The organism is methanotrophic endosymbiont of Bathymodiolus puteoserpentis (Logatchev), assembly GCF_900128525.1.
GTDB lineage: Bacteria > Pseudomonadota > Gammaproteobacteria > Methylococcales > Methylomonadaceae > Methyloprofundus.
Genome location: NZ_FQTQ01000181.1, coordinates 1 through 22,847, shown reverse-complemented (window position 1 = coordinate 22,847; position 22,847 = coordinate 1). Strand labels below are relative to the sequence as shown.

The window sequence follows — 22,847 nt, the reverse complement described above, 5'->3', positions numbered from 1 at the left end:
CAATACTTATGACAGCCAAACAATTACGCTCCATTTATCAGCTAAAAATAGAATTACAAGGTGCCAAGCCCCCCATTTGGCGACGATTATTAGTGCCTAGTGATATTAAATTAGATGTGTTGCACCTAGCCATCCAGGTTTCAATGGGTTGGACAGACTCTCATTTACATCAATTTATCACAAAAGATCGAAAATTCTATGGCATCAAAGAGGATGACTTAGAATTTGATATACAAGATGAAAGCAAATTCCGTTTATCTCAATTGCTCACCGCCGAAAAGGATAATTTAATTTATGAATATGACTTTGGCGATAGCTGGATACATACAGTCATTCTGGAAAAAGTACTACCTTTTGATCCAGAAAAGAGGCTGCCTTACTGTGTCACAGGAAAACGCGCTTGCCCACCAGAAGATTGTGGTGGTATCTGGGGTTATAAAGATTTATTAGCGATATTAGAAACCCCAGAGCATGAAGATTATGAAGAGATGCGCGATTGGTTAGAAGGGGATTTTGACCCTACTTATTTAAATCGCAGAGAAATAAACCAGCTATTGATTGAGTATTGTCGTTAAACAATAACAACACTCACAATGAGTAAAGCCACCAATAACTGGGCACACACCCACAGAAATAACCAAGCAATCAGAGTGGCGATCACACTGATTGTCTTGTTATTTTTTGCTCTCATATTGGGTGACAACTCTGGCTCATATTTACGCACAGAAAAAACATCTGCCACTATAAGCGCCATTAAAGTTGTAGAAAGAGAAGGTTATAGTCGCTTCAGCGGTCAAACCAAAAACATCACTTATGTGGTCAGCTTAATATTAGCTGATGACACACAGTTCAAATTTATGTTGCAGCAATCTCCCCCTAAAGTCGGCACTAAAGTCCCTGTATTAGTAGATATATATGATGATGGTAAAAACTATTACCGCTATTCACTTATGGACTGGCAGTTATTAAAATAATAGCCAATGATGCACCTACACCGCATAAATTATAGGCCATCCCCCTCAAACACATCATCATGACGCACTATCTAGTCTTACTTGTCAGTACCATACTGGTCAATAACTTTGTACTGGTTAAATTCCTCGGTTTGTGCCCCTTTTTGGGGGTCTCACGCAGGTTAGACTCAGCAGTCAGCATGGGCTTAGCAACGACATTTGTGCTTACCCTCGCATCAGTCAGCAGCTATTTACTCTATCAATACTTGCTCATTCCCTTAGAGCTTGAATATTTACGCACTATTAGCTTTATTGTCGTCATTGCCTGTGTTGTACAATTAACCGAAATCATATTACATAAAACCAGTCCTACGCTATACCGTCTACTGGGCCTTTATTTACCCTTAATTACCACAAATTGTGCAGTTTTAGGTGTTGCACTATTAAATATTCAAGCTCAGCATAATTTTTTGGAGTCTGCCCTGTTTGGTATTGGCACCGCATTAGGCTTTACTTTGGTTTTAATTCTGTTTGCCGCTCTACGTGAACGCATTGATGTTGCCGATGTACCTAAGCCATTTCAAGGCGCAGCCATAGGTTTAGTCACTGCTGGACTCATGTCAATGGCCTTTATGGGCTTTACTGGACTTACTTAATGCTATTACTGTGCCTGATCTTTGTTATGCTTGGCTTAATCTTAGGCTTTGCCGCGCAATATTTAAAAGTGCAAGGTGACCCTATTGTGGAACAAATTGATGCCTTATTACCACAGACGCAATGCGGCCAATGTCAATTCCCTGGCTGCAAACCTTATGCACAAGCCATTGCTCAAGGTGAAGCCGATATTAACCAGTGCCCACCGGGTGGAGAACAAACGATTAATGCTTTAGCGAGTTTACTCGGCATGGAAAGCAAACCACTCAACACTGAATTTGGCACCATAAAAACGCCTGCTATCGCTTTTATTATCGAACAAGATTGTATCGGCTGCGTGAAATGCATTCCCCCCTGCCCGGTCGATGCTATTTTAGGCGCAACTAAACAAATGCATACCGTTATTACCTCAGAATGTACCGGCTGTGAACTCTGTATCGCCCCCTGCCCCGTAAATTGCATTATTATGTTGCCACGAGAAAACAAACCTAGCGAATGGCAATGGCCAGCAGCCCATGACTAAGCTAGCCCATTTCCATGGCGGCTTAGCTATCACAGCTGACAAATGTGCCAACCCAATCATAGACAGTAGTTTGCCCGGTGAGCTGATTTACCCCTTATTGCAACGCTCCAATAACTACGCCCTGCCAATAGTTAAACTAGGCGAGCGAGTGCTGAAAGGGCAAATGATTGCTTCGGCAAACTCACTCTTTAGCGCACCTATTCATGCGGCAAGCTCAGGCACCGTTAAAGCGATAGAGCCACGTATTATTGCCCACCCCTCCAATCTAGCCGATGATTGTATTATTATTGAAACCGATGGTTTAGATGCCGCACTAAGCGCCATCCCTTGCTTTGATTACCAACAAGAAACACCCGAGAATTTGCGCACCAAAATTCATCAAGCGGGTATCGTTGGTTTAGGCGGAGCCGCATTCCCTACCGCAACAAAATTAAGCACCGAACAAGACATACATACGCTGATTATTAATGCCGCGGAATGTGAACCTTATATCAGCTGCGATGCCAGTTTAATACGACAAAAAGCAGAAGGAATAGTACAAGGCGCGTTGATTCTGCAATATATTCTTCAAGCGAAACACTGCATTATTGCTGTAGAAGAAAATATGCCAGAGGCAAACCAGGCATTGTTGCAAGCTATCAACACTCACTCAATACAGCTTATTAGCGTTCCCGCTATTTACCCTACTGGCGGTGAAAAACAACTGATTCAGGTATTAACAGGCACTAAAATACCCGCAAAATGCCTACCCACTGAACATGGTTTTATTTGCCAAAACGTTGGCACGGCTTATGCCGTTTATCAAGCGATTATTCAAGGCTTAGCGCTGACTGAGCGAATCATCACCGTTACGGGCAAAGGCATAAAACAGCCACAAAACATTCGCACTCGCATAGGTACGCCGATTAAACACTTAATTGCCCAATCTGGCGGTTATAATAAAAAGGTACAACGCCTCATTATGGGCGGTTCAATGATGGGTATCGCCTTAAGCTCAGATGAAATAGCGGTCACTAAAGCCACTAATTGCATTTTAGCCATGACCAGCAATCAACAGGAAAACAAGTCAGCTGAAATGCCTTGTATTCGTTGCGGAGATTGCGCAGCGGTTTGCCCAGTGGAATTACTACCCCAGCAACTTTATTGGTATGGGCGCTCGGGACAATTAGATCAATGCCAAAATTATCAATTATTTTCCTGCATAGAATGCGGCTGTTGCGATGTCGTCTGTCCCAGCCATATTCCTTTGGTACAACAATTTCGGGTAACAAAAGGCGAAATTATTACTAAAGAAAAACAGGCAGTACAATCCAACTTAGCCAAAACACGCTTTCAGAATCAACAACAACGCCGCGCCAGAGAAGAGCAAGAGCAATTAGCCAAAGCCGAAAAACGTAAAGCCATCATTGAAAAAATGAAAGCTGCAAGTTTAGCCAAAAAGAAGTCATTATAATATGCAGTTCCCCACCACTAGCTCCCCTTTTACCCCTGCCAGCAACACCGTTAATCGTGTTATGTTGCAAGTCCTTATTGCCTTACTACCCGCTATCGGTATTATGTTTTGGCTATTTGGCAATACGCTATTAATACAGCTATTACTCTCCTGTAGCACAGCACTATTAGCTGAGTCATGCATACTCTGGCTCAGAAAAAAACCGATAAGAATGCACTTATTGGATTTAAGCGCGCTCGTAAGCGCCGTGCTATTAGCCTTGGCAATACCGACGGTTGCCCCTTGGTGGATCAGTGTTAGCGGTACTTTATTTGCCATTATTATTGCCAAACACCTCTATGGCGGCTTAGGCTATAATCCCTTTAACCCAGCCATGGCAGGCTATGTGTTTTTACTCATTTCCTTTCCGCAACAAATGACCGCATGGCAACTACCTTTTGATGTTATTAGCTCCGCCACCGTTTTAGATCATACAAAAACACAGTTAGGCTTAGATTTTTCCCTGGATAAAATAAGAACTTCGCCATTATTTGGTTATGCAGCGGGCAAAGGCTGGGAATATCTATCCTTAGCTTATTTACTCGGCGGTTTATGGCTATTGCAACGCAAAGTCATCAGCTGGCATATTCCTGTTGCCGTGTTGTTAGGCCTAACTATTCCAGCATTGACAGCCTACCTAATAGATAGCTCGCGATTTACTTCACCTTTATTTCAGCTATTTTCTGGGGCAACTTTTTGCGGTGCTTTTTTTATTGCCACCGACCCCGTGACAGCCGCAACCAGCAATAAAGGGCGTTTAATTTTTGGCGCATTACTGGGTAGCTTAATTTATATTATTCGCACTTGGGGTGGCTATCCCGACGCTATCGCTTTTGCTGTTTTATTAGCCAACCTTGCTGCTCCAAGCATTGATTATTACATACGGCCTAAGCGAACTTAACCATGATCATATCGCCACCTATACATGCCGCATTACGTATCGGCCTGTTTTCGTTTATTATCGTAGGCTTGGTTTCTTTGGTTTACCATGGCACCAAAGACAAAATCGCAGACAATGAACGACGCGCTTTATTGCAAAGCTTACAAAGCGTCATCGATAAACGCCGCTATAATAACGACCTAGTTCATGACAAAATTCAGCTACAATCCGGTGGGCAAGCTTATACGATATACCGAGCGCGCCAAGCAGGTAAACCCGTAGCAGCCATTATCACCAGCACAACAACTCAGGGTTATAACGGCGCTATTGATTTACTTATTGCTATTAATGTTAACGGCACAATAAACGCTGTACGCGTTCTTAATCATAGAGAAACACCTGGCTTAGGTGATGCGATAGAACTAAAAAAATCTAACTGGATTTTAAGCTTTAATCAGCTCTCCTTAAAAAATTCAGATCAATGGGCAGTCAAACGTGATGGCGGTAACTTCGATCAATTTACAGGCGCAACCATTACGCCACGCGCTATTATTAATGAGGTCAAAAATACAGCCTTATTTTTTCAACAACACCAACAAGAGATTTTTCAATAAATGTACTCAGACTATTCGAAAATCTTGAGTAATGGCTTATGGCATAACAATCAGGCTCTCGTTGCCCTGTTAGGTTTATGCCCTTTACTTGCGGTTAGTAATACCGTGATTAATAGCTTAGGCCTAGGGCTCGCAACAACCTTAACGCTGATATTATCTAACTTACTGGTTTCTTCATTACGTCAATTTATTCTGCCAGAAATTAGGCTACCATTATTTGTACTGATTATTGCTGGTGTCGTTACCATTATTGAATTAATCATGCATGCGTGGTTTTATGAGCTGTACAAAATTCTGGGAATTTTTATTCCGCTGATTGTGACTAACTGCGCCATTATTGGCCGCGCAGAAGTATTTGCCTCTAAAAATCGCATTATGCCTTCAATATTAGATGGTTTAGCCATGGGGCTGGGCTTTAGTTTCGCCTTGGTTGTATTGGGTGGATTTAGAGAGGTTCTAGGCTCAGGTACTTTATTAGCGCAAGCGGATTTGCTCTTTGGTAATACAGCTAAAAACTGGAAAATCAACGTCTTTGACGATGATTCAAGTATCTTATTAGCCATACTGCCGCCTGGTGCTTTTATCGGCTTAGGCTTATTAATTGCGTTAAAAAATAGCCTTGAATTACGTTTACAAGCAACTAAACCTGTTACCCCAAAAGTTTATGAATAAAGATAAACGCTTAGAAATCTTTAAACGCCTAGCCGAAGCCATCCCCGAGCCCGTTACTGAATTAAACTATAACAGTACTTTTGAATTACTAATCGCCGTGGTTTTATCCGCACAGGCAACTGATAAAGGCGTTAATAAAGCCACAGCCAAGTTATTTCCTATTGCCAACACACCACAAGCTATTTTGGATTTAGGTGAAGAGGGATTAAAAACCTATATAAAAACTATCGGCCTATTTAATAGCAAAGCGGCTAATATTATTAAGCTTTGTCGCAAGCTACTGGATGATTTTCAGGAAGAAGTACCACAAACTCGCACAGAATTAGAATCCCTTGCTGGCGTTGGGCGTAAAACAGCTAATGTGATTTTAAATACCGCTTTTGGTCAGCCTGTCATGGCAGTCGATACGCATATTTTCCGTGTATCCAATCGCACTAAGATTGCCCCAGGAAAAAATGTTTTAGAAGTTGAAGCTAAATTAGATAACAATGTACCCAAAGAGTACAAACAGGATGCTCATCATTTATTGATTTTGCATGGGCGTTATACCTGTATCGCTAGGAAACCTCGTTGTGGCAGTTGTGTTATTGAGGATTTATGTGAATTTAAGGATAAAGTTTATGCGACGTAAAGGCACTTGTGGGAAGGACTTTTAACTGACAAAAATAGCGACATAAAGCCCCGCCCACAACATATTAAGGAAATTTTATATTGACACGACTCGGTGAGTTAAACCTTAAACCGCGATATCAAAGCTTGTAAATCACTTGCCAATCGCGCCAAAGCATTACTACTCTCAGTTACCTGCTGCGAGCCTTGTGCCGTATCCATCGTCACGCCATTAATATGCTCAATACTTCGACTAATATTATCAGCTACAACGGATTGTTCTTCAGAAGCACTAGCAATTTGTGTACACATACCATCAATTTCAGTCACTGCAGCGGTAATATTTTCTAAAAACTCACTTTCCTTTTGAGTCTCCGAAATAGTCACCTGCGCCCGATCTTTGCTTGTCTGCATCACACCAACTGCTTTACGAGTGCCTTCTTGTAGACTTTCAATCATACTCTGTATCTCAGTTGTTGAATCTTGCGTACGACTTGCCAAGGTTCTGACTTCATCTGCAACAACAGCAAAACCTCGTCCCTGCTCGCCCGCTCTCGCAGCTTCAATCGCAGCATTTAGCGCTAATAAATTAGTTTGTTCAGCAATACCTTTGATAACATCTAAGACTGAACCAATATTCTCCCCATCAGCCTCTAGCTGTCTAACCACGTCTGTCGCCACGCTAATTTCTTCTGAAAGCGCAGTAATCGCAGACACTGAATTATTAACAATCAAACGCCCTTTACTTGCTTGTTCATGGGCATTTTTAGTTGCCACTGCCGTAGAGGATGCGCTTTTTGCCACTTCTTGTACTGTTGCCGCCATTTCCGTCATAGCCGTTGCGACCTGCTCCACTTCCTCTTGCTGACGTTGAACCCCTTGATTGGTTTGTATGCTTGTCACTGAAAGCTCTTCTGCCCCCGAGGCAAGCTGCTCAATAGAGCGTTCTAATTCACGCACTACCTCTGCAAACTGTCCAGCCATACGGTTAAATGATTCAGCCACATCAGCAAACTCATCTTTATTATCTAATTGCAAACGGGAAGTTAAATCACCTTTTGCCAATTTTGCAGAAGCTTCTTCGATACTTAATATAGCGGTATTAAATGAATTATAAAAACCCGCAAATAAATAGAGAGCGATAAAGGTAAAGATAGCAACAATAAGAGCTAAAGTGATCATTTTTGTCGCTAACTGATCTTCTCGCTGCTCTAATAATAAGGCTAACTCAGGAATCAACTGATCCAATAATTTAAAATTAGCCTTAATAGCTTCAGTACCCTTGGCAAAAACCACTGCTGATTTAATGGTGATAGGCGTTCTCTGTAAAATTTCTTGTTCAAGAAAAGCTAGGTAGCCCTTAGCAATGCTTATTGCCGTATCAGCATTTGGCTTAATTTTAGCGCCAACTTCTGGATTGCTTTGCACTATCACCTGCGTACTTCTCCCTAAAGCATTAATACTTTTCTGTACCATCGCCAATAAACTAGATAACTTAATGCTCTCCTTCTGAGTAACGATAGCCCTAGCCACTAGACCCGAAGCCATGCCCCGAGCCTGTCCCAAATTTTCTACAATTTGTGGCAAGGTGTTAACAACAGAAAAAGCAATATAAAAACTTTCTAATTCTGGATCCATCGTTAACCCTGAGCGATCACTCACCGTAGAAACTAACTCTAAAGTGCCAGCAATCAACTGCGTATGGCGCGTAAAAATATCTTTTGCTTGCCCATCAAAGGCATCGGATTCTAAGCGCTTCCAAGTTGATTTAATTTCCTGCCATTTAGCTGAGACACCTAATTGCTCACCTAGCTGCTGGTCAACCTCATTAATCGCCTGAATATCTTGAATAATCTGTGCACGCTTAGCTAATAATTTACTTTTAAACGAAGTATTTCCCGATAAATAAGCATTAGTCATACCGCGATGCTCAGGAAAATGCTGAATTAATTGACGCAAAGGAACAATATATTGCAAGCCTGTCTGTTCTTTTTTGGCAATATCAAGAGCCGCTAATTGCCCCATGATTAATAAATAAAAGGTAATTATCAGAGGTATTAAAAATGCAATAGAGATCAATAGCATTTTTTTAGAGCAGCTGATCTGGTTCATTAGAGCCGTGGCAAACATAAAAATCCTCTTTTTAGTTATGGTTTATTGTGAGTCTATCGGCATGACTTAAATAATCTAAAATATATTCATCCGTGATTTATGATCAGTATGCTTATCTGCGCCTTTCAATCGAGCACTAACCGCATGATTATCTGCATCTTCTAATTGAATATCATGGGCGACACCATGCAATGAAACGATTAAAACAACGCCTGCTAAAATTAAAGCAATTTGCTGTAATGAGGTTTTAATATCAGTTTTCTTATGCAAAGTTGGAATCAAATCTGCAACCGCAATATAAATAAAACTAGATGAAGCAATCGCTAAAAAATAAGGGAGACTATCATGAAGGCCAGCCAAACTATAATATGCCAACACGCCACCTAGCACGGTTGTTAAGCTGGCGAGTACATTGTAAATCAAGGCTTTCTTTTTGGAAAAACCACTGTGCAATAGAATTGCAAAATCGCCTACCTCTTGCGGAATCTCATGTGCGGCAACCGCTAAACTAGTGACAATACCCAGCTGAACATCGGTTAAAAATGCCGCAGCAATCAACACACCATCCACGAAGTTATGGATACCATCACCAATAAGAATCATTGTTCCAGCTGATTTATGCGAACCATGATCGTGGCTATCTCCATGTTCATCATGTTCATCGGTATCAATATGAACCTCACAGCTACTAGAATGGCAGTGCCGCCAAATTAATAATTTTTCTAAGGTAAAAAACAATAATAAGCCCAGCATAATCGAGCCAGATAAAGTTTGTATTTCTGATGGCGCTACCTCTTCAAAAGCATGTGGAATCAATCCCCAAAAAGCCACAGCTAACAAAGCACCGGTAGCAAAACTAATGCCATGCGGCAAAACCTTAGCACGCATACTATCAGATAATAGTAAAAAAACAGAAGCGGCTAAAACGCTTAATACACCACCGATAGCCGTAAAAATAATAATTAAAAAGAGTAAATTCATCGAAAGAAATAATAAAGTGAAATTATTTGTAGTTGTGGGAGGGGCTTTAGCCGCGACTTGTATCAAATCGCGGCTAAAGCCCCTCCCACAATATATTATGCTTAGAAACAAGAACTATTCCATCCAGATTAAAGTTGCCATACGCCCTGTCTGGCCATCGCGCCGATAGGAAAAAAAACGTTCTGTATCAGTCACGGTACAAAACTGGCCACCATAAATTTTCTGCACGCCAACACCCTTTAAAATAATGCTAGCTATTTGGTAAATATCCGCCAAATACTTGCCATCACTTTGCTGTGTAAATGCACCCGTAAATTGCCTAGATTTATTAATAAATAAATCATATACATCTTGGCTGACTTCAAAACAGTGTGGACCAATAGCCGGCCCTAGCCAAGCCATTATTTCAGCGCCTGGCATCTTTGCCACAGCATTTTCCACAACGCCATTAAGCAATCCACGCCAACCACCATGAATCGCAGCAACCATCGTTCCTTGTATATCACAAAGTAACACCGGCAAACAGTCCGCAGTTAACACCGTACAAACAATATTTTTTTTATACGTATAACTCGCATCACCGACAAACATTTGACCTGCTTGGTCAGCACAAACCACATCCACACTATGCGTTTGCTGCAGCCAAACAGGATCACTAGGTAAGCCCAGCATGCGAGTCATTTTCTGCCTATTTTGAAGTACATGCTCCGGGTTATCCTGCACATGCTCAGCGAGGTTTAAACTACTAAATTCAGCCTGACTAAATCCGCCTGTTCTCAGTGTCGTCGCCGCATGAATATTGGCAGGTGCCGGCCAATCAGGAATGATCCAATGCGTCATTATTCCTCAAAGCAAGTAATAAGGCTTGCATATCCTCTGGCATGGGTAATTCCCACTCCATATATTCACCAGTACGTGGATGCATTAAACCCAATTTTTCAGCATGTAAAGCTTGGCGCTTAAAGTTACGCAAAATAGTTTCCAACTTCACCCCGCAATCTTTAGGCATTTGGAACCGACCACTGTACATAGGGTCGCCTACGAGCGGCATTTTGATATGCGCCATATGCACTCGGATTTGATGTGTACGACCGGTTTCTAATTTAACTTGTATCAGCGTATTACGTAAGAACCGCTCCAGCACACGATAATGCGTTATTGCACGTTTGCCACTGTCATTGACCGCAAATTTCTTACGGTCGGTAGGATGCCGGCCAATAGGCTCATCTAAAGTACCACCTCCAGTCATTCGTCCTATAGTGACCGCTAAATATTCACGATGAATCTCGCGCGCTTGTAATTGCTCAATCAAACTATGATGTGCAGCTAATGTTTTAGCAACCATCAATAAGCCACTGGTATCTTTATCAATGCGATGCACAATCCCCGAGCGCGGAATTGTCACCGCATCAGGCAAATGAAATAACAAGGCATTTTGTAAAGTCCCCGTCCAATTACCTGCACCTGGATGTACAACAAATCCTGCAGGTTTATTGACGATTAAAATATCATCATCTTCATAGATAATATCCAGCGGAATATCTTCAGCTAAATACTCAGTCACTTCCTCTGCTTCAGCATCGAGAACAATCGTCTCCCCCCCATCCAATCGATCTTTTGCTTTAATTTGTACACCATCTACGGTGACCCGTAGCGCTTTTATCCAAGTCTGTAGTTTATTCCTAGAATAATCTGGAAAAACCACCACTAAAACTTGATCCAAACGCTTCCCCGCTAATTCCAAGGGTACTTCGGCTGTTAATATTGCCATATAAAATTTCTTTCCCAACAACTGTATTTATCTACAACAAATTCTTTTACAATAAAGAATAAAGTAAAATTTATCAATCTTACATCGTGTCGCTATCTCTATGCCATCATTTTTCAAAAAATTAACAATTATTCTTTGTTTATCTTTTTTACTGCAGGCCTGTAGTTATTTTTCCAATGATAAAAACACCAAAGGAGATAATTATGCAGGCTGGACAGTAGAGCAATTTATTGCTGAAGGCAAAGAAAACTTAGCCGATGAAAAGTACAAAAAAGCGATAAAAGTATTTGAGCAACTGGATTCACGTTACCCTTTTGGCCCCCATTCTGCACAAACACAACTCGACTTAACTTACGCCTATTACAAAAATGGCGATTCAGAAGCGGCATTAGCATCAGCAGACCGCTTTATAAAAACCCACCCACGACATAAAAATGTCGATTATGCTTACTATTTAAAGGCACTGGTTAATTTCAATCGTGACTTAGGTTTTTTAGATCGCTATGTTCCATCTGATAGCACACAGCGCGACTCAGTGTTCACACAAAATGCTTACCTCAGTTTTGATGAGTTAATACGCCGCTTCCCGAATAGCCAATACGTAGCTGATGCTAAACAACGCATGATTTCTTTAAAAAATTCACTAGCGCGCCATGAATTACATATTGCCCGCTTCTATATGGATAGAGAAGCCTATTTAGCCGCCGCCAATCGAGCAAATTATATTTTACAACATTACCAGCAAACCCCAGCCGTCCCTTACGCATTAGAACTGCAAATAAAAGCCTATAAAATATTAGGGCTACAGGATTTAGCTGATAATAGCGCCAAGATTTATGCCTATAACTATCCTGATGGCCCACAATACCCCGAGGCTGACTCCAGCGGTGTGACTGTCGTACCTTTTATTTGGAGGTTGCTGAGTTTTGATGACTAATCCCTCTCTTTGCTACAACAAGAGTAAATATAAAACTTGTGGAGTATGAAGGTTTTCCACATAGCCCAGTATTTACTTTACCCTCTACGAGTCGCAAGCGATATGCAGGCGACATTAACCCCATAGCTCTTACTTACGGCCCAAACCATGTATTTTCGCCAGATTTTTCTTAGCGCCTGCTTAACTGCAATCCTTGCCAGCATCGTTTTTAGTTTGTATCAATTTTATTTTGTTAGCCCACTTATTTTTGCGGCTGAAATTTATGAAGTAGCTGAACCTATGAACACCGAACAAGTCGAACCTTGGGCGCCTGAAGATGGTATAGAGCGCTCCTTTTTTACTTGGCTGGCTAATTTTTTAATGAGTTTAGCCTATAGTTTATTATTAGCTTGCGGCATAGTCTATCGTGGCGCTAGTTCGGCATTAAAAGGCCTAGCTTGGGGCATAGCAGCTTATTTAGCCATTTTTATGGCCCCCAGCTTAGGTTTGCCTCCAGAAATACCGGGTATGGATGCAGCCGACCTAAATTTACGACAAAACTGGTGGCTCCTTACTGTCACTTTTAGCGCTATTGGTTTAGGCGTATTAGCTTTTAGCCCTCGTTATTACAAAGGTGCAGGGGTGATTTTGCTAATACTACCGCATTTAATCGGAGCACCAACACCTGAGCTGCATGGGTTTAGCCATCCTGACCCAAATGCAGTACAAGCTTTAACCGATCTATGGCATCAATTTGTCCTGCAAACCAGTATTGCAAATGCCTTGTTGTGGCTTATAATTGGCCCAACGACTGGTTTTTTATGCCAACGATTTATAGATGGCATTTCCCCTTACAACCTACAGATTAATAAAGGCTGACCTATGAATACTGATAATTCGCTTGCCCAAGAACAAAATATCCCCCTCGCAAGCAGCAAAAATTTACAACTCTTTGCCGCCGCGGCCTTAGGTATCGTTATTTTATTTGGTGTTGGTTTCGCTCCTATGGATATGGCACATAATGCCGCACATGATACCCGTCATAGCGTTGCCTTTCCTTGCCATTAATTCTGAAGACGGGGCTTTTAGCCACAATTGCATACGCAGGGCGGACTTGAATCCGCAAGTTACACCAAGGAATACATATTAATAAAGCCTGAAACTTTAGATTATGAAGCACGCCAGCCCTCAAAGGACTGACAGTGCTTTCTGATACTATTGAGTTTTAATTCCTAAAGACCTAATTATTAACAACACAACAAACACGAGCGCATAATGATATTTGTCACAGGTGGAGCAGGATTTATAGGAGCCAATTTTGTCCTAGATTGGTTACAAGAACATGATGAACCAATCGTTAATATTGATAAACTTACTTATGCAGGTAACTTAGAAAGTTTAGCCTCATTACAAGATGATAGCCGACACACCTTTGTTCATGCCGATATTGGCGATACTAAAGTCATACCTGAATTGTTAGCAAAACATCAACCGCGTGCCGTGATTAATTTTGCGGCAGAATCACATGTAGATCGTTCTATTCATAGCCCTGAAGACTTTATTCAAACCAATGTTGTCGGCACCTTTCATTTACTAGAATCTGTACGTAGCTATTGGAATCAATTAGACCAGCAAAATAAAACAGATTTTAGGTTCCTACATGTTTCCACCGATGAAGTTTATGGCTCATTAACTAAAAATGAACCCGCCTTTACTGAACAACATCAATACGAACCCAATAGCCCTTATTCAGCCAGTAAAGCAGCCAGCGACCATTTAGTCCGCTCTTATCACCACACTTACGGCCTGCCTGTATTAACCACTAATTGCTCAAATAACTACGGCCCGTATCACTTCCCAGAAAAATTAATTCCATTAATGATTGTCAATGCTCTAGCCGGCAAATCGTTACCGATCTATGGTGACGGACAACAAATTCGCGACTGGCTGTATGTTAAAGATCACTGTAGCGCTATTCGCCGCGTCGTAGCCGCGGGCATAATAGGAGAAACTTATAATGTTGGTGGCTGGAACGAAAAACCTAATATTGAAATCGTGCATACCGTCTGCGCATTACTTGATGAGCTGCGCCCACGCGAGGACAAAAAAAGCTACACAGAACAAATTACTTTTGTCACTGACCGTTTAGGTCATGACCGGCGTTATGCCATTGATGCACGTAAAATTGAACGCGAACTAGGCTGGAAGCCTGCCGAAACTTTCGACACAGGCATACGTAAAACTGTGCAATGGTATTTGGATAATCAAGAGTGGGTCGCCAATGTACAGTCAGGCGCTTATCGTGACTGGGTGGAAACCAACTACGCTGAGCGTACATAATGAAAATTTTATTATTCGGTAAAAATGGCCAAGTAGGCTGGGAGCTACAACGCAGCTTAGCGCCTTTAGGTGAAATTATTGCACTTAGCTCTGGTAGCCAAGACCATTGCGGTGACCTCACTAAGCTATCAGGTTTAGCAGAAACGGTTCGACAAGTAAAACCAGATATTATCGTGAATGCCGCAGCGCACACTGCTGTCGATAAGGCTGAAAGTGAAGCCAAATTAGCACACATCATTAATGCCGATGCACCGGGTGTATTAGCTCACGAAGCAAAGGCACTCGATGCTTGGTTAATTCATTACTCTACCGATTATGTCTTTGACGGCAGCGGCAATACGCCTTGGCTTGAAGCTGATGTTACCGCGCCACTCAGTGTTTATGGTGCGACTAAGCTCGCTGGCGAACAAGCCATCCAAGCGTCAAACTGCAAACATCTTATTTTCCGCACCAGCTGGGTGTATGGCGCACGCGGCAATAATTTTGCCAAAACCATGCTACGCCTTGCGCAAGAACGTGATAGCTTAAGCGTTATTAATGATCAAATTGGCGCCCCAACAGGTGCGGATTTATTAGCTGATGTCACAGCACATGCTATACGTACTGCACAAGCGCAGCCCGAATTAAGTGACCTCTACCATCTAGTAGCCTCCGGTGAAACATCATGGTACGGCTATGCAAGCTATGTAATAGACACTGCGCAAAAAATGGGCCTGCAGTTAAAAGTAAACTCAGAGTCAATTACCCCCGTGCCAACCAGCGCTTTCCCTACTCCTGCCCAGCGCCCTAAAAACTCACGCCTAAATACGCATAAACTACAAACTAGCTTCAACCTTACACTTCCGCTTTGGCAAGCTGGCGTAAAACGTATGTTAACTGAATTTATAGAGAAATAACTATGACGCAAAGAAAAGGCATTATCCTCGCAGGCGGTTCAGGCACACGCTTATACCCAGTGACTAAAGTAGTTTCAAAACAGTTACTCCCTATTTACGACAAACCCATGATCTATTATCCACTTAGCACTTTAATGCTAACTGGAATAACAGATATTCTCATTATCAGCACCCCACAAGATACGCCTCGTTTTCAACAATTACTCGGTGATGGCAGTGACTGGGGACTTAACCTAGAATATGCCGTACAACCTAGTCCAGATGGCTTGGCACAAGCTTTTACCATAGGTGCTGATTTTATTGGTAATTCACCTAGTGCACTGGTCTTAGGTGATAATATTTTTTATGGTCATGATTTACAGTTATCATTAAACCAAGCAGCAAAACAAACAACTGGCGCTACCGTCTTTGCTTATCATGTTCATGACCCTGAACGTTATGGTGTTGTCAGCTTTGATAAACAAGGCAACGCAACGTCAATCGAAGAAAAACCCACGATACCTAAAAGCCATTACGCCATTACTGGCTTGTATTTTTATGATAATCAAGTGGTCGATATGGCCAAAACACTTAAACCTTCTGCGCGTGGTGAACTAGAAATTACCGACATCAACAAACTTTACCTAGAACAAAAACAACTCAGTGTAGAAAAAATGGGGCGTGGTTACGCATGGTTAGACACGGGAACACATGAAAGCCTCAATGAAGCCAGTGCCTTTATTGAGACTATCGAGCGGCGCCAAGGATTAAAAGTTGCCTGCCCTGAAGAAATCGCCTTCCGTAATGGCCTTATTAATGCAGAAAAATTAACTGAATTAGCTCAACCCTTGGTAAAAAATGGCTATGGCCAATACCTACTTAAATTACTAAAAGAAGAGAACAGCTTATGAAAGTAATCCCGACAAATATTCCCGATGTATTGATTATTGAACCCAAAGTCTTTGGTGATAGCCGCGGTTTTTTCTTTGAGAGCTTTAACCAAAAAGCATTTAATAACGCCACGGGGGGGAATGCTCAATTTGTTCAAGATAACCACAGTCGATCTGCTAAAGGCGTATTACGTGGCCTACATTACCAAATCCAACAGCCTCAAGGTAAATTAGTCCGCGTCACCAGCGGTGCTGTTTTTGATGTTGCGGTCGATATTCGCAAATCATCACCCACTTTTGGCCAATGGACTGGCGTAGAATTAAACGCTGAAAACCATCGTCAACTTTGGGTACCTGCAGGCTTCGCCCATGGCTTTGTAGTCTTAAGTGATACAGCAGATTTTCTGTATAAAACAACAGATTACTACGCGCCAGAATTTGAACGTTGTATCGTCTGGAACGACCCAACCATTGGCATAAACTGGCCAATTGATGAAGAACCTCAACTTTCTGAGAAAGACCAACAAGGGATGCTACTGAGTAATGCAGAGGTGTTTGCTTAGTCCTAGCTTTCTAGCCCAGCCTTCGTAAATAGTGATTGAACTCGGTATTCTGCATAACAACGTGGAAAATAAGGATTAAAAATCATGCCAAAATAGGCTAAGCAGTGCTACTACACCTATTTATACGTATAGTTCAGTTGCTTACAAATTTAAGTTCAAAAGCTGGAGTAGGTGCAAATCTCTACACAAATTTAGCAACCTCTTCAGAAGAGAATGCCGCTTGCTCTCCCATACCCTAGCAATCAGCTCTGCTGTGAGAGATAGTCACAGCAGAAACCTCAAAATACACATAAAAAATACTTGTTATTTCAAGTCCCTTTCAGCTAACCATAACCAATCACTCACTTCACACTGCGGAACAAATCCGGAAACTGACTCCGTTAAAATAGCCCTCATTGCGAGACAATCATCATGCTCGATTGCTTGTTTTAAACGGTCCAATTGTTCGTTAAGCTTACTCCAAGGAATAATATCTTCCTCAGCACGCATAATCCTACAGTGAGTCGTACCAGAAACATTATCACCAATTAATAACTCCTCATACAGCTTTTCACCCGGCCTTAACCCTGTAAAAACAATTTCTACCTCACCCTCTGGGTGTAGCTCATCTTTTACTTCCAAGCCACTTAAATGAATCATCCGCTTAGCTAAATCGACAATTTTAATCGGCTCACCCATATCTAATACAAACACATCTCCACCTTGCCCCATTGCACCTGCTTGTATCACTAGCTGAGCAGCCTCAGGTATGGTCATAAAATAACGAATAATGCGTGGATCTGTTACGGTAACGGGGCCACCCCGCGCAATTTGTTCTCTAAATAAAAGAATAACAGAACCAGAAGAACCTAGCACATTACCAAATCGTACCATCGTAAAGCGGGTATTATGACCTTCCTCTAAACTTAATCCTTGCAAAACCAACTCAGCAAAACGCTTAGTCGCTCCCATTGTATTCGTTGGCCTTACTGCTTTATCGGTCGATATAAGAACAAAAGTTTCGACATGACAACTAATCGCTGCCTGAGCAAGGCAAAGTGTACCTAATACATTATTCTTAACTGCTTCACCAGGGTTATGCTCAACCATAGGTACATGCTTATAAGCAGCGGCATGATAGATGGTTTGCACATTAAATGCTCGGCAAACTTTCTTTAGGCGCAATTCATCAATAACCGAGCCTAATATTGGAATAATCTCAAACTCACACACAGCCATTACAATAATGGCCTGTCTAAGCTCCTTATCAATAGAATAAAGTGCAAATTCATTACGCTCAAAAAGTATCACTTTAGCGGGCTGTAAAGCAATTATTTGCCTACATAACTCAGAGCCAATTGACCCTCCTGCCCCTGTTACCATAACAACTTTATTAGTAATATTGGCACTCAGCAGAGACTGATCGGGAATAACAGCATCACGACCTAATAAATCCGCAATATCTACTTCCTGTACTTCATCAAATTTAATTTTACCCTGAGCTATATCGCTCATTCCAGGTATCGTTCTTACATGCACAGGGTAAGGCTCTAACAAGCGAATAATTTCACTTCTACGTGCACGAGAAGCGGAAGGAATTGCCAACAAAACATCTGTTATCTGATATTTTTCAATCAAATAAGCTAATGCTGTCATCGAATAGATTCTTAAACCATTCACTTTTTGCTTATGCAATAATTTATCATCATCTATAAAGGCAAAAGATTCGAACTCTTTGCCACACTCTAGTGCAGAAGCTAACTGCACCCCCGCATGACCTGCACCATAAATAATAACATTTTTGGTGCACCCAAGATTAGCTGTATTGCTTACCAAGCCAGAATAAACATCAGCTAGCCACCAACGAGCAATAAAGCGACTGCCACCAATAAAAAATAAAAGCACCAGCCAGTTCAACGCGGGGACGGTTCTAGGGACCATACCCAGTTTTGTCTGGAAAGCAACAACAGTAAAAATAACTATATACAGTGAAATCGCCTGAAAAATAGCCCATATTGCTCGGCCACCAATATAGCGAATAATAGCGCGATACAACCCGAATCGAATAAAGATAGGAACCGCAAGAATAGGACTCAGGCAAAATAAAATCCAAATATCGCCTTTAAGTATATATAATTCGCCCAAACGCAAGGAAAAAGCCACCCATAAAGCTGACATAACCAGCACACTATCGACAGCAATTAAGATAGCCGCTTTTGTACGCCGCGTAAGGCTAAGAAACCAGAAAACTAATTTATTCATTTATAAAAATAAAATAACAAAAAGAAATGCACACATAGAAACGTGCATGAAATAACATCCTGAAATTAGAAATCGGGAGTTTGTTTCATGCACGCTCCTTAAACGTATGACTTTAAAATTCATTTAGCATTCCTGAATAGAATGCCGGCTTTTTATGCACACACAATGACTCATAAAAATACACTCTATCCATTTTACGCAAGCACATAAAATATACCTACCTAAATTCAGATATATTTATTTGCTAACCTACAGGGTTTGGGTCGTTCAGGCTGATCATCAGCATAGAGAGAGTGCTTGACAGTGTTTCGGATAGGTAGGCTTTGAGCCTTAATCCTGCTTTCGAATATAATATTATGTATAAAATAGATATTATGGCACTACTTAGAATATTTTGGCATGATTTTTTAATCATTATTTTTCAATGAGTTACAAAAATAGCAGTAATTTCTCATTATCTACAGGTATTTAAGACATTCACTTCATAGCGTAGGGTGTGCTGACGATAGGAAGCGCATCGTTCATGTGGTGCGCTTCGTTCCTCAGCACGCCCTACAACACGCTTTAGTACCTGTTAAAATGAGAAGCTACGAATATTAGGTTTAAGCACTATTTTCGAAAGCTGGGATTAATGGCTGACACCCTGTCGTTTAACTACCTTTAAAAAGGTCATCCACAAAATTTTAAAATCAAATATAAAAGAACATCTTTGCAAATATTCAAAATCTAAATCAACCTTTTGAGGAATAGGTAGTTCATCTCGGCCGTTAACCTGCGCCCAACCCGTTAAGCCGGGTAATAACTTATCGACACCTTTTTCTGTACGCAAGGCGATTAAATCATCCTGATTAAATAAGGCAGGCCTAGGCCCGACAAAACTCATATCACCTTTTAAGATTGACCATAACTGAGGTAATTCATCTAAACTTGATTTACGCAAAAAACCACCGATAGGTATTAATACACTTTTAGGGTCTGGTAATAAATGTGTAGCGACAACAGGCGTATCAATTTTCATACTGCGAAATTTAGGCATTTTAAAAATACCATTATTTCTACCTACTCGATCAGACCAATACAAAGCTGGGCCTTTCGATGTTAACTTGACTAACACCGCTATCATAATAATGGGTAGCAGTAATATAACCGTAGCAGTCAGGGCTAAAATTAGGTCAAATAATCTTTTCATATAAGCAGGATAGTCTAATTAAATAAGTAAGTATCCGCTATTTTTTTTAATTGCTCATCCATAGTAATAACCGGTTTCCAGTCAAGCAACTCTCTTGCTTTAACACTATCCACCTGCAATGAACCAAATAAACGACCTGTTGCACTTTGCTTGCCAAGCAATTTAGCAAGCAATATCATTAAGCTCACAGGGACAGGCAGCAGCCAAGTCCTTTTACCAAAAGCTTGGGCAACTTTTTGTAAAAGTTCTGTCGTCGAAACATCCTCACCATCTGAAATTAAAAAAACCTGATTTGCAGCTTGTGGTGTTTTTTTATAATCGGCACAATGCATAATAAAGCTCACTAAATTATCTAATGCGACCAAAGAGCGCTTATTATATACAGCTCCAAATGGCAAAGGCACGCCTTTATTAATCCATTTTATCATACTAGCAAAATTAGCTTTTACACCGGGACCATAGACCAAAGGAGCACGAATAATGACCACCTCCATCTCTGTCTTTTTGGCTAATGCAAGCAAACCCTGTTCAGCTTTATATTTAGACAAACCATAAGGGTCGGTAGGAATATAACTATCGTCAGGCGTGAATGGGTGTTCAAGCTCAGTCACTTCTCCATGCACTTTAATTGAGCTTAAAAAAACAAAGCGTTTAATACCTGCCACAGCAGCCTGTTTCGCCAAATTTAATGTAGCGTCAGTATTAATACGTCTAAATACCGCTAAAGGATTATCAGCCAGGTCATTCATTATATGCACCCGTGCAGCGCTATGAATCACCACATCTACACCTTGCAAAGCATGCTCCCAAGCGACTTCATACGCCAAATCAGTTATCTTAAACTGTTCAATTTCCTCAGAAAATACTTGACTATATTCACGCACAGCGGCAATGATCTTATGCCCTGAGTCATAAGCATCAAAACAAACTGCTTTACCTACAAAACCCGTAGCCCCTGTGACCAATATCCTCATTTTTTAGGCCCTTTTATGGCATAAAAAAATAGTGCGATAAAAACAAGCACCTGATCAACACCTCGCCTTCTTAGTTGTCTAGCTTTAAATGCCAATTGCAATATATCCACCCTAGATGAGAGCTGCACTGAAGTTATATCAAGAACCTTAATCAGTAATGCGATAGACTCAAATACTTGATCTGATAAAATATACTTGATTCTATAAATCACCCCCTTTAAAGATGTATTAGCGCCAACTTGGTTAGCACCATGCTGCCGATACTTCACCTTAGGCTCAGAATCAATAAGCCATAGATAGCGGTTGCGTCTTAAAATTGCATAAGAAAGCCAGTCATGAAGCACAAAATCATTCAATTCAGGACAAGTATTTAAATAGCTTTTTATAAGACTCGCTGCTTTATTTGTAAAAATGTAGGTACAGCCAGGGCCGGCAGCCTCAAACAGGTAATCAAGCTTTTTTTGTGGCTGAGATTTAACAATCAGTTTTTCGCGCCCATCCTCCCAAAAAGCAATAACACTTGCTGAATAAGCTTCTGCACCCATGTGTTTCATCCGCTTGATGCCGTGAGATAACTTATCTAAAGACCAAATATCATCTTGATCAGCAAAAGCAATATAGTCAAAACTCGAAAAATCAACCTGACGAATTAAACGATAAAAATTTTTAGCGGCGCCGCCAAATCGTTCACCATACTCCAGCACAGTAATATTCTGGTTTTCTTCTTCAAGTTGCTGACACCATTCATTCGTTAAATCCGAAGATAAATCAACACTAATAAAAATGTGGACCGAAACGGCCTCTTGATTAAGAATTGAAATAACCTGCTCTTCAATCCAGTTTATACCATTGTAAGCAGCAAGAAAAACTGAGACTCGCTGACTCATCTAGCTTGCCTTTTGTAACAAAACAAGTTTTGTACTTGACCAACTAATAGGCAACAACAATCAGAACAAAAAAAACTAACTTGCCGATAGTTATCTACCATTTCATATACATGTAGTAAGTCTACTACCAATATTAGTTTATTAAATGGCTTAAATTCTATAATAATCCCTCCCTCCTAGGCCTCTAGTTTTAAGAAAAATCAAATAGTAACGCTACTCATAGCGCAATACCTTTGTACATAAAACTCTAGCAATAAATAGCATTACCATACCTGTTTGTTACTGAAGCTGCGCAATGCACAATTCTATACCACGATATTTTGATTACTCAAAGGACTAGCATAACAAGTGGCAAAAAATGTTGTGAGCAATAGCTCACAACATTTTTTGCCGTCCTTGTTAGCTTTATTTGACCGCCATATCAAAACGATCCAGAGTCATTACTTTAACCCAAGCAGCAATGAAATCATTGACAAACTTCTGTTTTGCATCATCAGATGCATACACTTCAGCCACCGCGCGTAACTCATTGTTGGACGAAGCCGCTATCGCGGAGAAAAGAACCACCACGCTGGTAATTAAAGTGTAACCTCACTTCCTTCTATTCGCATAGGAAGGTAACCTGCAAGCTCATTAAACTAACAATGAGGTTACGTCGTTATGAAACCATCTCTTGAATCAAAATACAACCATTATTATTCTCTCCACTGC

General features: G+C 41.0%; 25 protein-coding genes. 16 read left to right on the top strand and 9 right to left on the bottom strand.

What is annotated here, in order from left to right; genetic code table 11:
• Positions 1–8: 8 nt before the first annotated feature.
• The 9 genes from BQ7314_RS13350 to nth are packed head-to-tail and all read left to right on the top strand — an operon-like array spanning position 9 to position 6,419.
• Complete coding sequence (locus BQ7314_RS13350; RefSeq protein WP_174484188.1) at positions 9–575, top strand: plasmid pRiA4b ORF-3 family protein; 567 nt, start codon at positions 9–11, stop codon at positions 573–575.
• A gap of 18 nt (positions 576–593) precedes the next feature.
• Entirely contained in the window at positions 594–974 is a 381-nt protein-coding gene (locus tag BQ7314_RS13345; protein WP_174484187.1) for a hypothetical protein, read from the top strand.
• A 59-nt stretch (positions 975–1,033) separates the two neighbouring features.
• On the top strand, positions 1,034–1,609 hold the full coding sequence (gene rsxA, locus BQ7314_RS13340) for an electron transport complex subunit RsxA (protein WP_174484186.1): 576 nt from the start codon (positions 1,034–1,036) through the stop codon (positions 1,607–1,609).
• Entirely contained in the window at positions 1,609–2,130 is a 522-nt protein-coding gene (gene rsxB / locus BQ7314_RS13335; protein ID WP_174484185.1) for an electron transport complex subunit RsxB, read from the top strand. Before rsxA ends, rsxB begins: the two co-directional genes overlap by 1 nt.
• Positions 2,123–3,583 (top strand): electron transport complex subunit RsxC, encoded by a 1,461-nt coding sequence (rsxC, locus tag BQ7314_RS13330; protein ID WP_174484184.1) that lies wholly within the window; start codon positions 2,123–2,125, stop codon positions 3,581–3,583. Before rsxB ends, rsxC begins: the two co-directional genes overlap by 8 nt.
• Position 3,584: 1 nt before the next feature.
• Complete coding sequence (locus tag BQ7314_RS13325) at positions 3,585–4,523, top strand: RnfABCDGE type electron transport complex subunit D (RefSeq protein ID WP_174484183.1); 939 nt, start codon at positions 3,585–3,587, stop codon at positions 4,521–4,523.
• A gap of 2 nt (positions 4,524–4,525) precedes the next feature.
• Entirely contained in the window at positions 4,526–5,116 is a 591-nt protein-coding gene (gene rsxG / locus BQ7314_RS13320) for an electron transport complex subunit RsxG (protein WP_174484182.1), read from the top strand.
• Positions 5,117–5,788: an electron transport complex subunit E gene (locus BQ7314_RS13315; RefSeq protein WP_174484181.1), complete on the top strand. Its 672-nt coding sequence runs from the start codon at positions 5,117–5,119 to the stop codon at positions 5,786–5,788.
• On the top strand, positions 5,781–6,419 hold the full coding sequence (nth, locus tag BQ7314_RS13310) for an endonuclease III (RefSeq protein ID WP_174484180.1): 639 nt from the start codon (positions 5,781–5,783) through the stop codon (positions 6,417–6,419). The genes BQ7314_RS13315 and nth overlap by 8 nt, the downstream gene beginning before the upstream one ends.
• A gap of 98 nt (positions 6,420–6,517) precedes the next feature.
• On the opposite strand, the gene BQ7314_RS13305 is transcribed toward nth, so the two are convergent.
• The 4 genes from BQ7314_RS13305 to rluD all read right to left on the bottom strand — a co-directional run bounded on the left by BQ7314_RS13305 (position 6,518) and on the right by rluD (position 11,261).
• A complete protein-coding gene (locus BQ7314_RS13305) occupies positions 6,518–8,527 on the bottom strand; it encodes a methyl-accepting chemotaxis protein (RefSeq protein WP_174484179.1) in 2,010 nt (669 codons plus the stop codon).
• Positions 8,528–8,584: 57 nt separating this feature from the next.
• Entirely contained in the window at positions 8,585–9,490 is a 906-nt protein-coding gene (locus BQ7314_RS13300) for a ZIP family metal transporter (RefSeq protein WP_174484178.1), read from the bottom strand.
• 114 nt (positions 9,491–9,604) lie between these two features.
• Positions 9,605–10,330, bottom strand: a complete 726-nt coding sequence (gene pgeF / locus BQ7314_RS13295; protein WP_174484177.1) for a peptidoglycan editing factor PgeF — start codon at positions 10,328–10,330, stop codon at positions 9,605–9,607.
• On the bottom strand, positions 10,308–11,261 hold the full coding sequence (gene rluD, locus BQ7314_RS13290) for a 23S rRNA pseudouridine(1911/1915/1917) synthase RluD (RefSeq protein WP_174484176.1): 954 nt from the start codon (positions 11,259–11,261) through the stop codon (positions 10,308–10,310). Before rluD ends, pgeF begins: the two co-directional genes overlap by 23 nt.
• 100 nt (positions 11,262–11,361) lie before the next feature.
• On the opposite strand from rluD, the gene BQ7314_RS13285 reads away from it, so the two are divergent.
• From BQ7314_RS13285 to rfbC, 7 genes are all read left to right on the top strand, one after another.
• Positions 11,362–12,198, top strand: coding sequence for an outer membrane protein assembly factor BamD (locus BQ7314_RS13285; RefSeq protein ID WP_174484175.1), 837 nt, complete (start codon positions 11,362–11,364; stop codon positions 12,196–12,198).
• 147 nt (positions 12,199–12,345) lie between these two features.
• Positions 12,346–13,056 (top strand): CbtA family protein, encoded by a 711-nt coding sequence (locus BQ7314_RS13280; protein ID WP_174484174.1) that lies wholly within the window; start codon positions 12,346–12,348, stop codon positions 13,054–13,056.
• Between the two features lie 3 nt (positions 13,057–13,059).
• Positions 13,060–13,245, top strand: a complete 186-nt coding sequence (locus tag BQ7314_RS13275) for a CbtB domain-containing protein (protein WP_174484173.1) — start codon at positions 13,060–13,062, stop codon at positions 13,243–13,245.
• Positions 13,246–13,449: 204 nt separating this feature from the next.
• On the top strand, positions 13,450–14,517 hold the full coding sequence (gene rfbB / locus BQ7314_RS13270) for a dTDP-glucose 4,6-dehydratase (protein ID WP_174484211.1): 1,068 nt from the start codon (positions 13,450–13,452) through the stop codon (positions 14,515–14,517).
• Positions 14,517–15,413: a dTDP-4-dehydrorhamnose reductase gene (gene rfbD, locus BQ7314_RS13265; RefSeq protein WP_174484172.1), complete on the top strand. Its 897-nt coding sequence runs from the start codon at positions 14,517–14,519 to the stop codon at positions 15,411–15,413. Before rfbB ends, rfbD begins: the two co-directional genes overlap by 1 nt.
• Before the next feature lie 2 nt (positions 15,414–15,415).
• Complete coding sequence (gene rfbA, locus BQ7314_RS13260) at positions 15,416–16,303, top strand: glucose-1-phosphate thymidylyltransferase RfbA (RefSeq protein WP_174484171.1); 888 nt, start codon at positions 15,416–15,418, stop codon at positions 16,301–16,303.
• Positions 16,300–16,845 carry a dTDP-4-dehydrorhamnose 3,5-epimerase gene (gene rfbC / locus BQ7314_RS13255; RefSeq protein ID WP_174484170.1) on the top strand — a complete coding sequence of 182 codons (546 nt, stop codon included), beginning with the start codon at positions 16,300–16,302 and terminating at the stop codon, positions 16,843–16,845. Before rfbA ends, rfbC begins: the two co-directional genes overlap by 4 nt.
• A gap of 303 nt (positions 16,846–17,148) precedes the next feature.
• On the opposite strand, the gene BQ7314_RS13250 is transcribed toward rfbC, so the two are convergent.
• The 5 genes from BQ7314_RS13250 to BQ7314_RS13230 all read right to left on the bottom strand — a co-directional run bounded on the left by BQ7314_RS13250 (position 17,149) and on the right by BQ7314_RS13230 (position 22,706).
• The gene (locus BQ7314_RS13250) at positions 17,149–19,086 is read right to left on the bottom strand and encodes a polysaccharide biosynthesis protein (RefSeq protein WP_174484169.1); all 1,938 of its coding nucleotides are present in this window, start codon (positions 19,084–19,086) and stop codon (positions 17,149–17,151) included.
• A gap of 628 nt (positions 19,087–19,714) precedes the next feature.
• On the bottom strand, positions 19,715–20,275 hold the full coding sequence (locus BQ7314_RS13245) for a sugar transferase (RefSeq protein WP_174484168.1): 561 nt from the start codon (positions 20,273–20,275) through the stop codon (positions 19,715–19,717).
• 14 nt (positions 20,276–20,289) lie between these two features.
• Entirely contained in the window at positions 20,290–21,249 is a 960-nt protein-coding gene (locus BQ7314_RS13240; protein WP_174484167.1) for a UDP-glucose 4-epimerase family protein, read from the bottom strand.
• Positions 21,246–22,136 carry a glycosyltransferase gene (locus BQ7314_RS13235; protein WP_174484166.1) on the bottom strand — a complete coding sequence of 297 codons (891 nt, stop codon included), beginning with the start codon at positions 22,134–22,136 and terminating at the stop codon, positions 21,246–21,248. The genes BQ7314_RS13240 and BQ7314_RS13235 overlap by 4 nt, the downstream gene beginning before the upstream one ends.
• Positions 22,137–22,541: 405 nt before the next feature.
• Entirely contained in the window at positions 22,542–22,706 is a 165-nt protein-coding gene (locus BQ7314_RS13230) for a hypothetical protein (RefSeq protein ID WP_174484164.1), read from the bottom strand.
• Between the last annotated feature and the right edge of the window lie 141 nt (positions 22,707–22,847).

Coding starts and splice junctions, on each gene's coding strand:
- BQ7314_RS13275 (WP_174484173.1), top strand. CDS start 13,060: ATGAATACTGATAATTCGCTTGCCCAAGAACAAAATATCCCCCTCGCA.
- BQ7314_RS13250 (WP_174484169.1), bottom strand. CDS start 19,086: ATGAATAAATTAGTTTTCTGGTTTCTTAGCCTTACGCGGCGTACAAAA.
- BQ7314_RS13235 (WP_174484166.1), bottom strand. CDS start 22,136: ATGAGTCAGCGAGTCTCAGTTTTTCTTGCTGCTTACAATGGTATAAAC.
- pgeF (WP_174484177.1), bottom strand. CDS start 10,330: ATGACGCATTGGATCATTCCTGATTGGCCGGCACCTGCCAATATTCAT.
- BQ7314_RS13350 (WP_174484188.1), top strand. CDS start 9: ATGACAGCCAAACAATTACGCTCCATTTATCAGCTAAAAATAGAATTA.
- rsxA (WP_174484186.1), top strand. CDS start 1,034: ATGACGCACTATCTAGTCTTACTTGTCAGTACCATACTGGTCAATAAC.
- rfbD (WP_174484172.1), top strand. CDS start 14,517: ATGAAAATTTTATTATTCGGTAAAAATGGCCAAGTAGGCTGGGAGCTA.
- rsxG (WP_174484182.1), top strand. CDS start 4,526: ATGATCATATCGCCACCTATACATGCCGCATTACGTATCGGCCTGTTT.
- BQ7314_RS13325 (WP_174484183.1), top strand. CDS start 3,585: ATGCAGTTCCCCACCACTAGCTCCCCTTTTACCCCTGCCAGCAACACC.
- rluD (WP_174484176.1), bottom strand. CDS start 11,261: ATGGCAATATTAACAGCCGAAGTACCCTTGGAATTAGCGGGGAAGCGT.
- BQ7314_RS13280 (WP_174484174.1), top strand. CDS start 12,346: ATGTATTTTCGCCAGATTTTTCTTAGCGCCTGCTTAACTGCAATCCTT.
- rsxB (WP_174484185.1), top strand. CDS start 1,609: ATGCTATTACTGTGCCTGATCTTTGTTATGCTTGGCTTAATCTTAGGC.
- BQ7314_RS13240 (WP_174484167.1), bottom strand. CDS start 21,249: ATGAGGATATTGGTCACAGGGGCTACGGGTTTTGTAGGTAAAGCAGTT.
- BQ7314_RS13315 (WP_174484181.1), top strand. CDS start 5,117: ATGTACTCAGACTATTCGAAAATCTTGAGTAATGGCTTATGGCATAAC.
- rsxC (WP_174484184.1), top strand. CDS start 2,123: ATGACTAAGCTAGCCCATTTCCATGGCGGCTTAGCTATCACAGCTGAC.
- BQ7314_RS13245 (WP_174484168.1), bottom strand. CDS start 20,275: ATGAAAAGATTATTTGACCTAATTTTAGCCCTGACTGCTACGGTTATA.
- nth (WP_174484180.1), top strand. CDS start 5,781: ATGAATAAAGATAAACGCTTAGAAATCTTTAAACGCCTAGCCGAAGCC.
- BQ7314_RS13345 (WP_174484187.1), top strand. CDS start 594: ATGAGTAAAGCCACCAATAACTGGGCACACACCCACAGAAATAACCAA.
- rfbC (WP_174484170.1), top strand. CDS start 16,300: ATGAAAGTAATCCCGACAAATATTCCCGATGTATTGATTATTGAACCC.
- BQ7314_RS13305 (WP_174484179.1), bottom strand. CDS start 8,527: ATGTTTGCCACGGCTCTAATGAACCAGATCAGCTGCTCTAAAAAAATG.
- BQ7314_RS13285 (WP_174484175.1), top strand. CDS start 11,362: ATGCCATCATTTTTCAAAAAATTAACAATTATTCTTTGTTTATCTTTT.
- rfbA (WP_174484171.1), top strand. CDS start 15,416: ATGACGCAAAGAAAAGGCATTATCCTCGCAGGCGGTTCAGGCACACGC.
- BQ7314_RS13300 (WP_174484178.1), bottom strand. CDS start 9,490: ATGAATTTACTCTTTTTAATTATTATTTTTACGGCTATCGGTGGTGTA.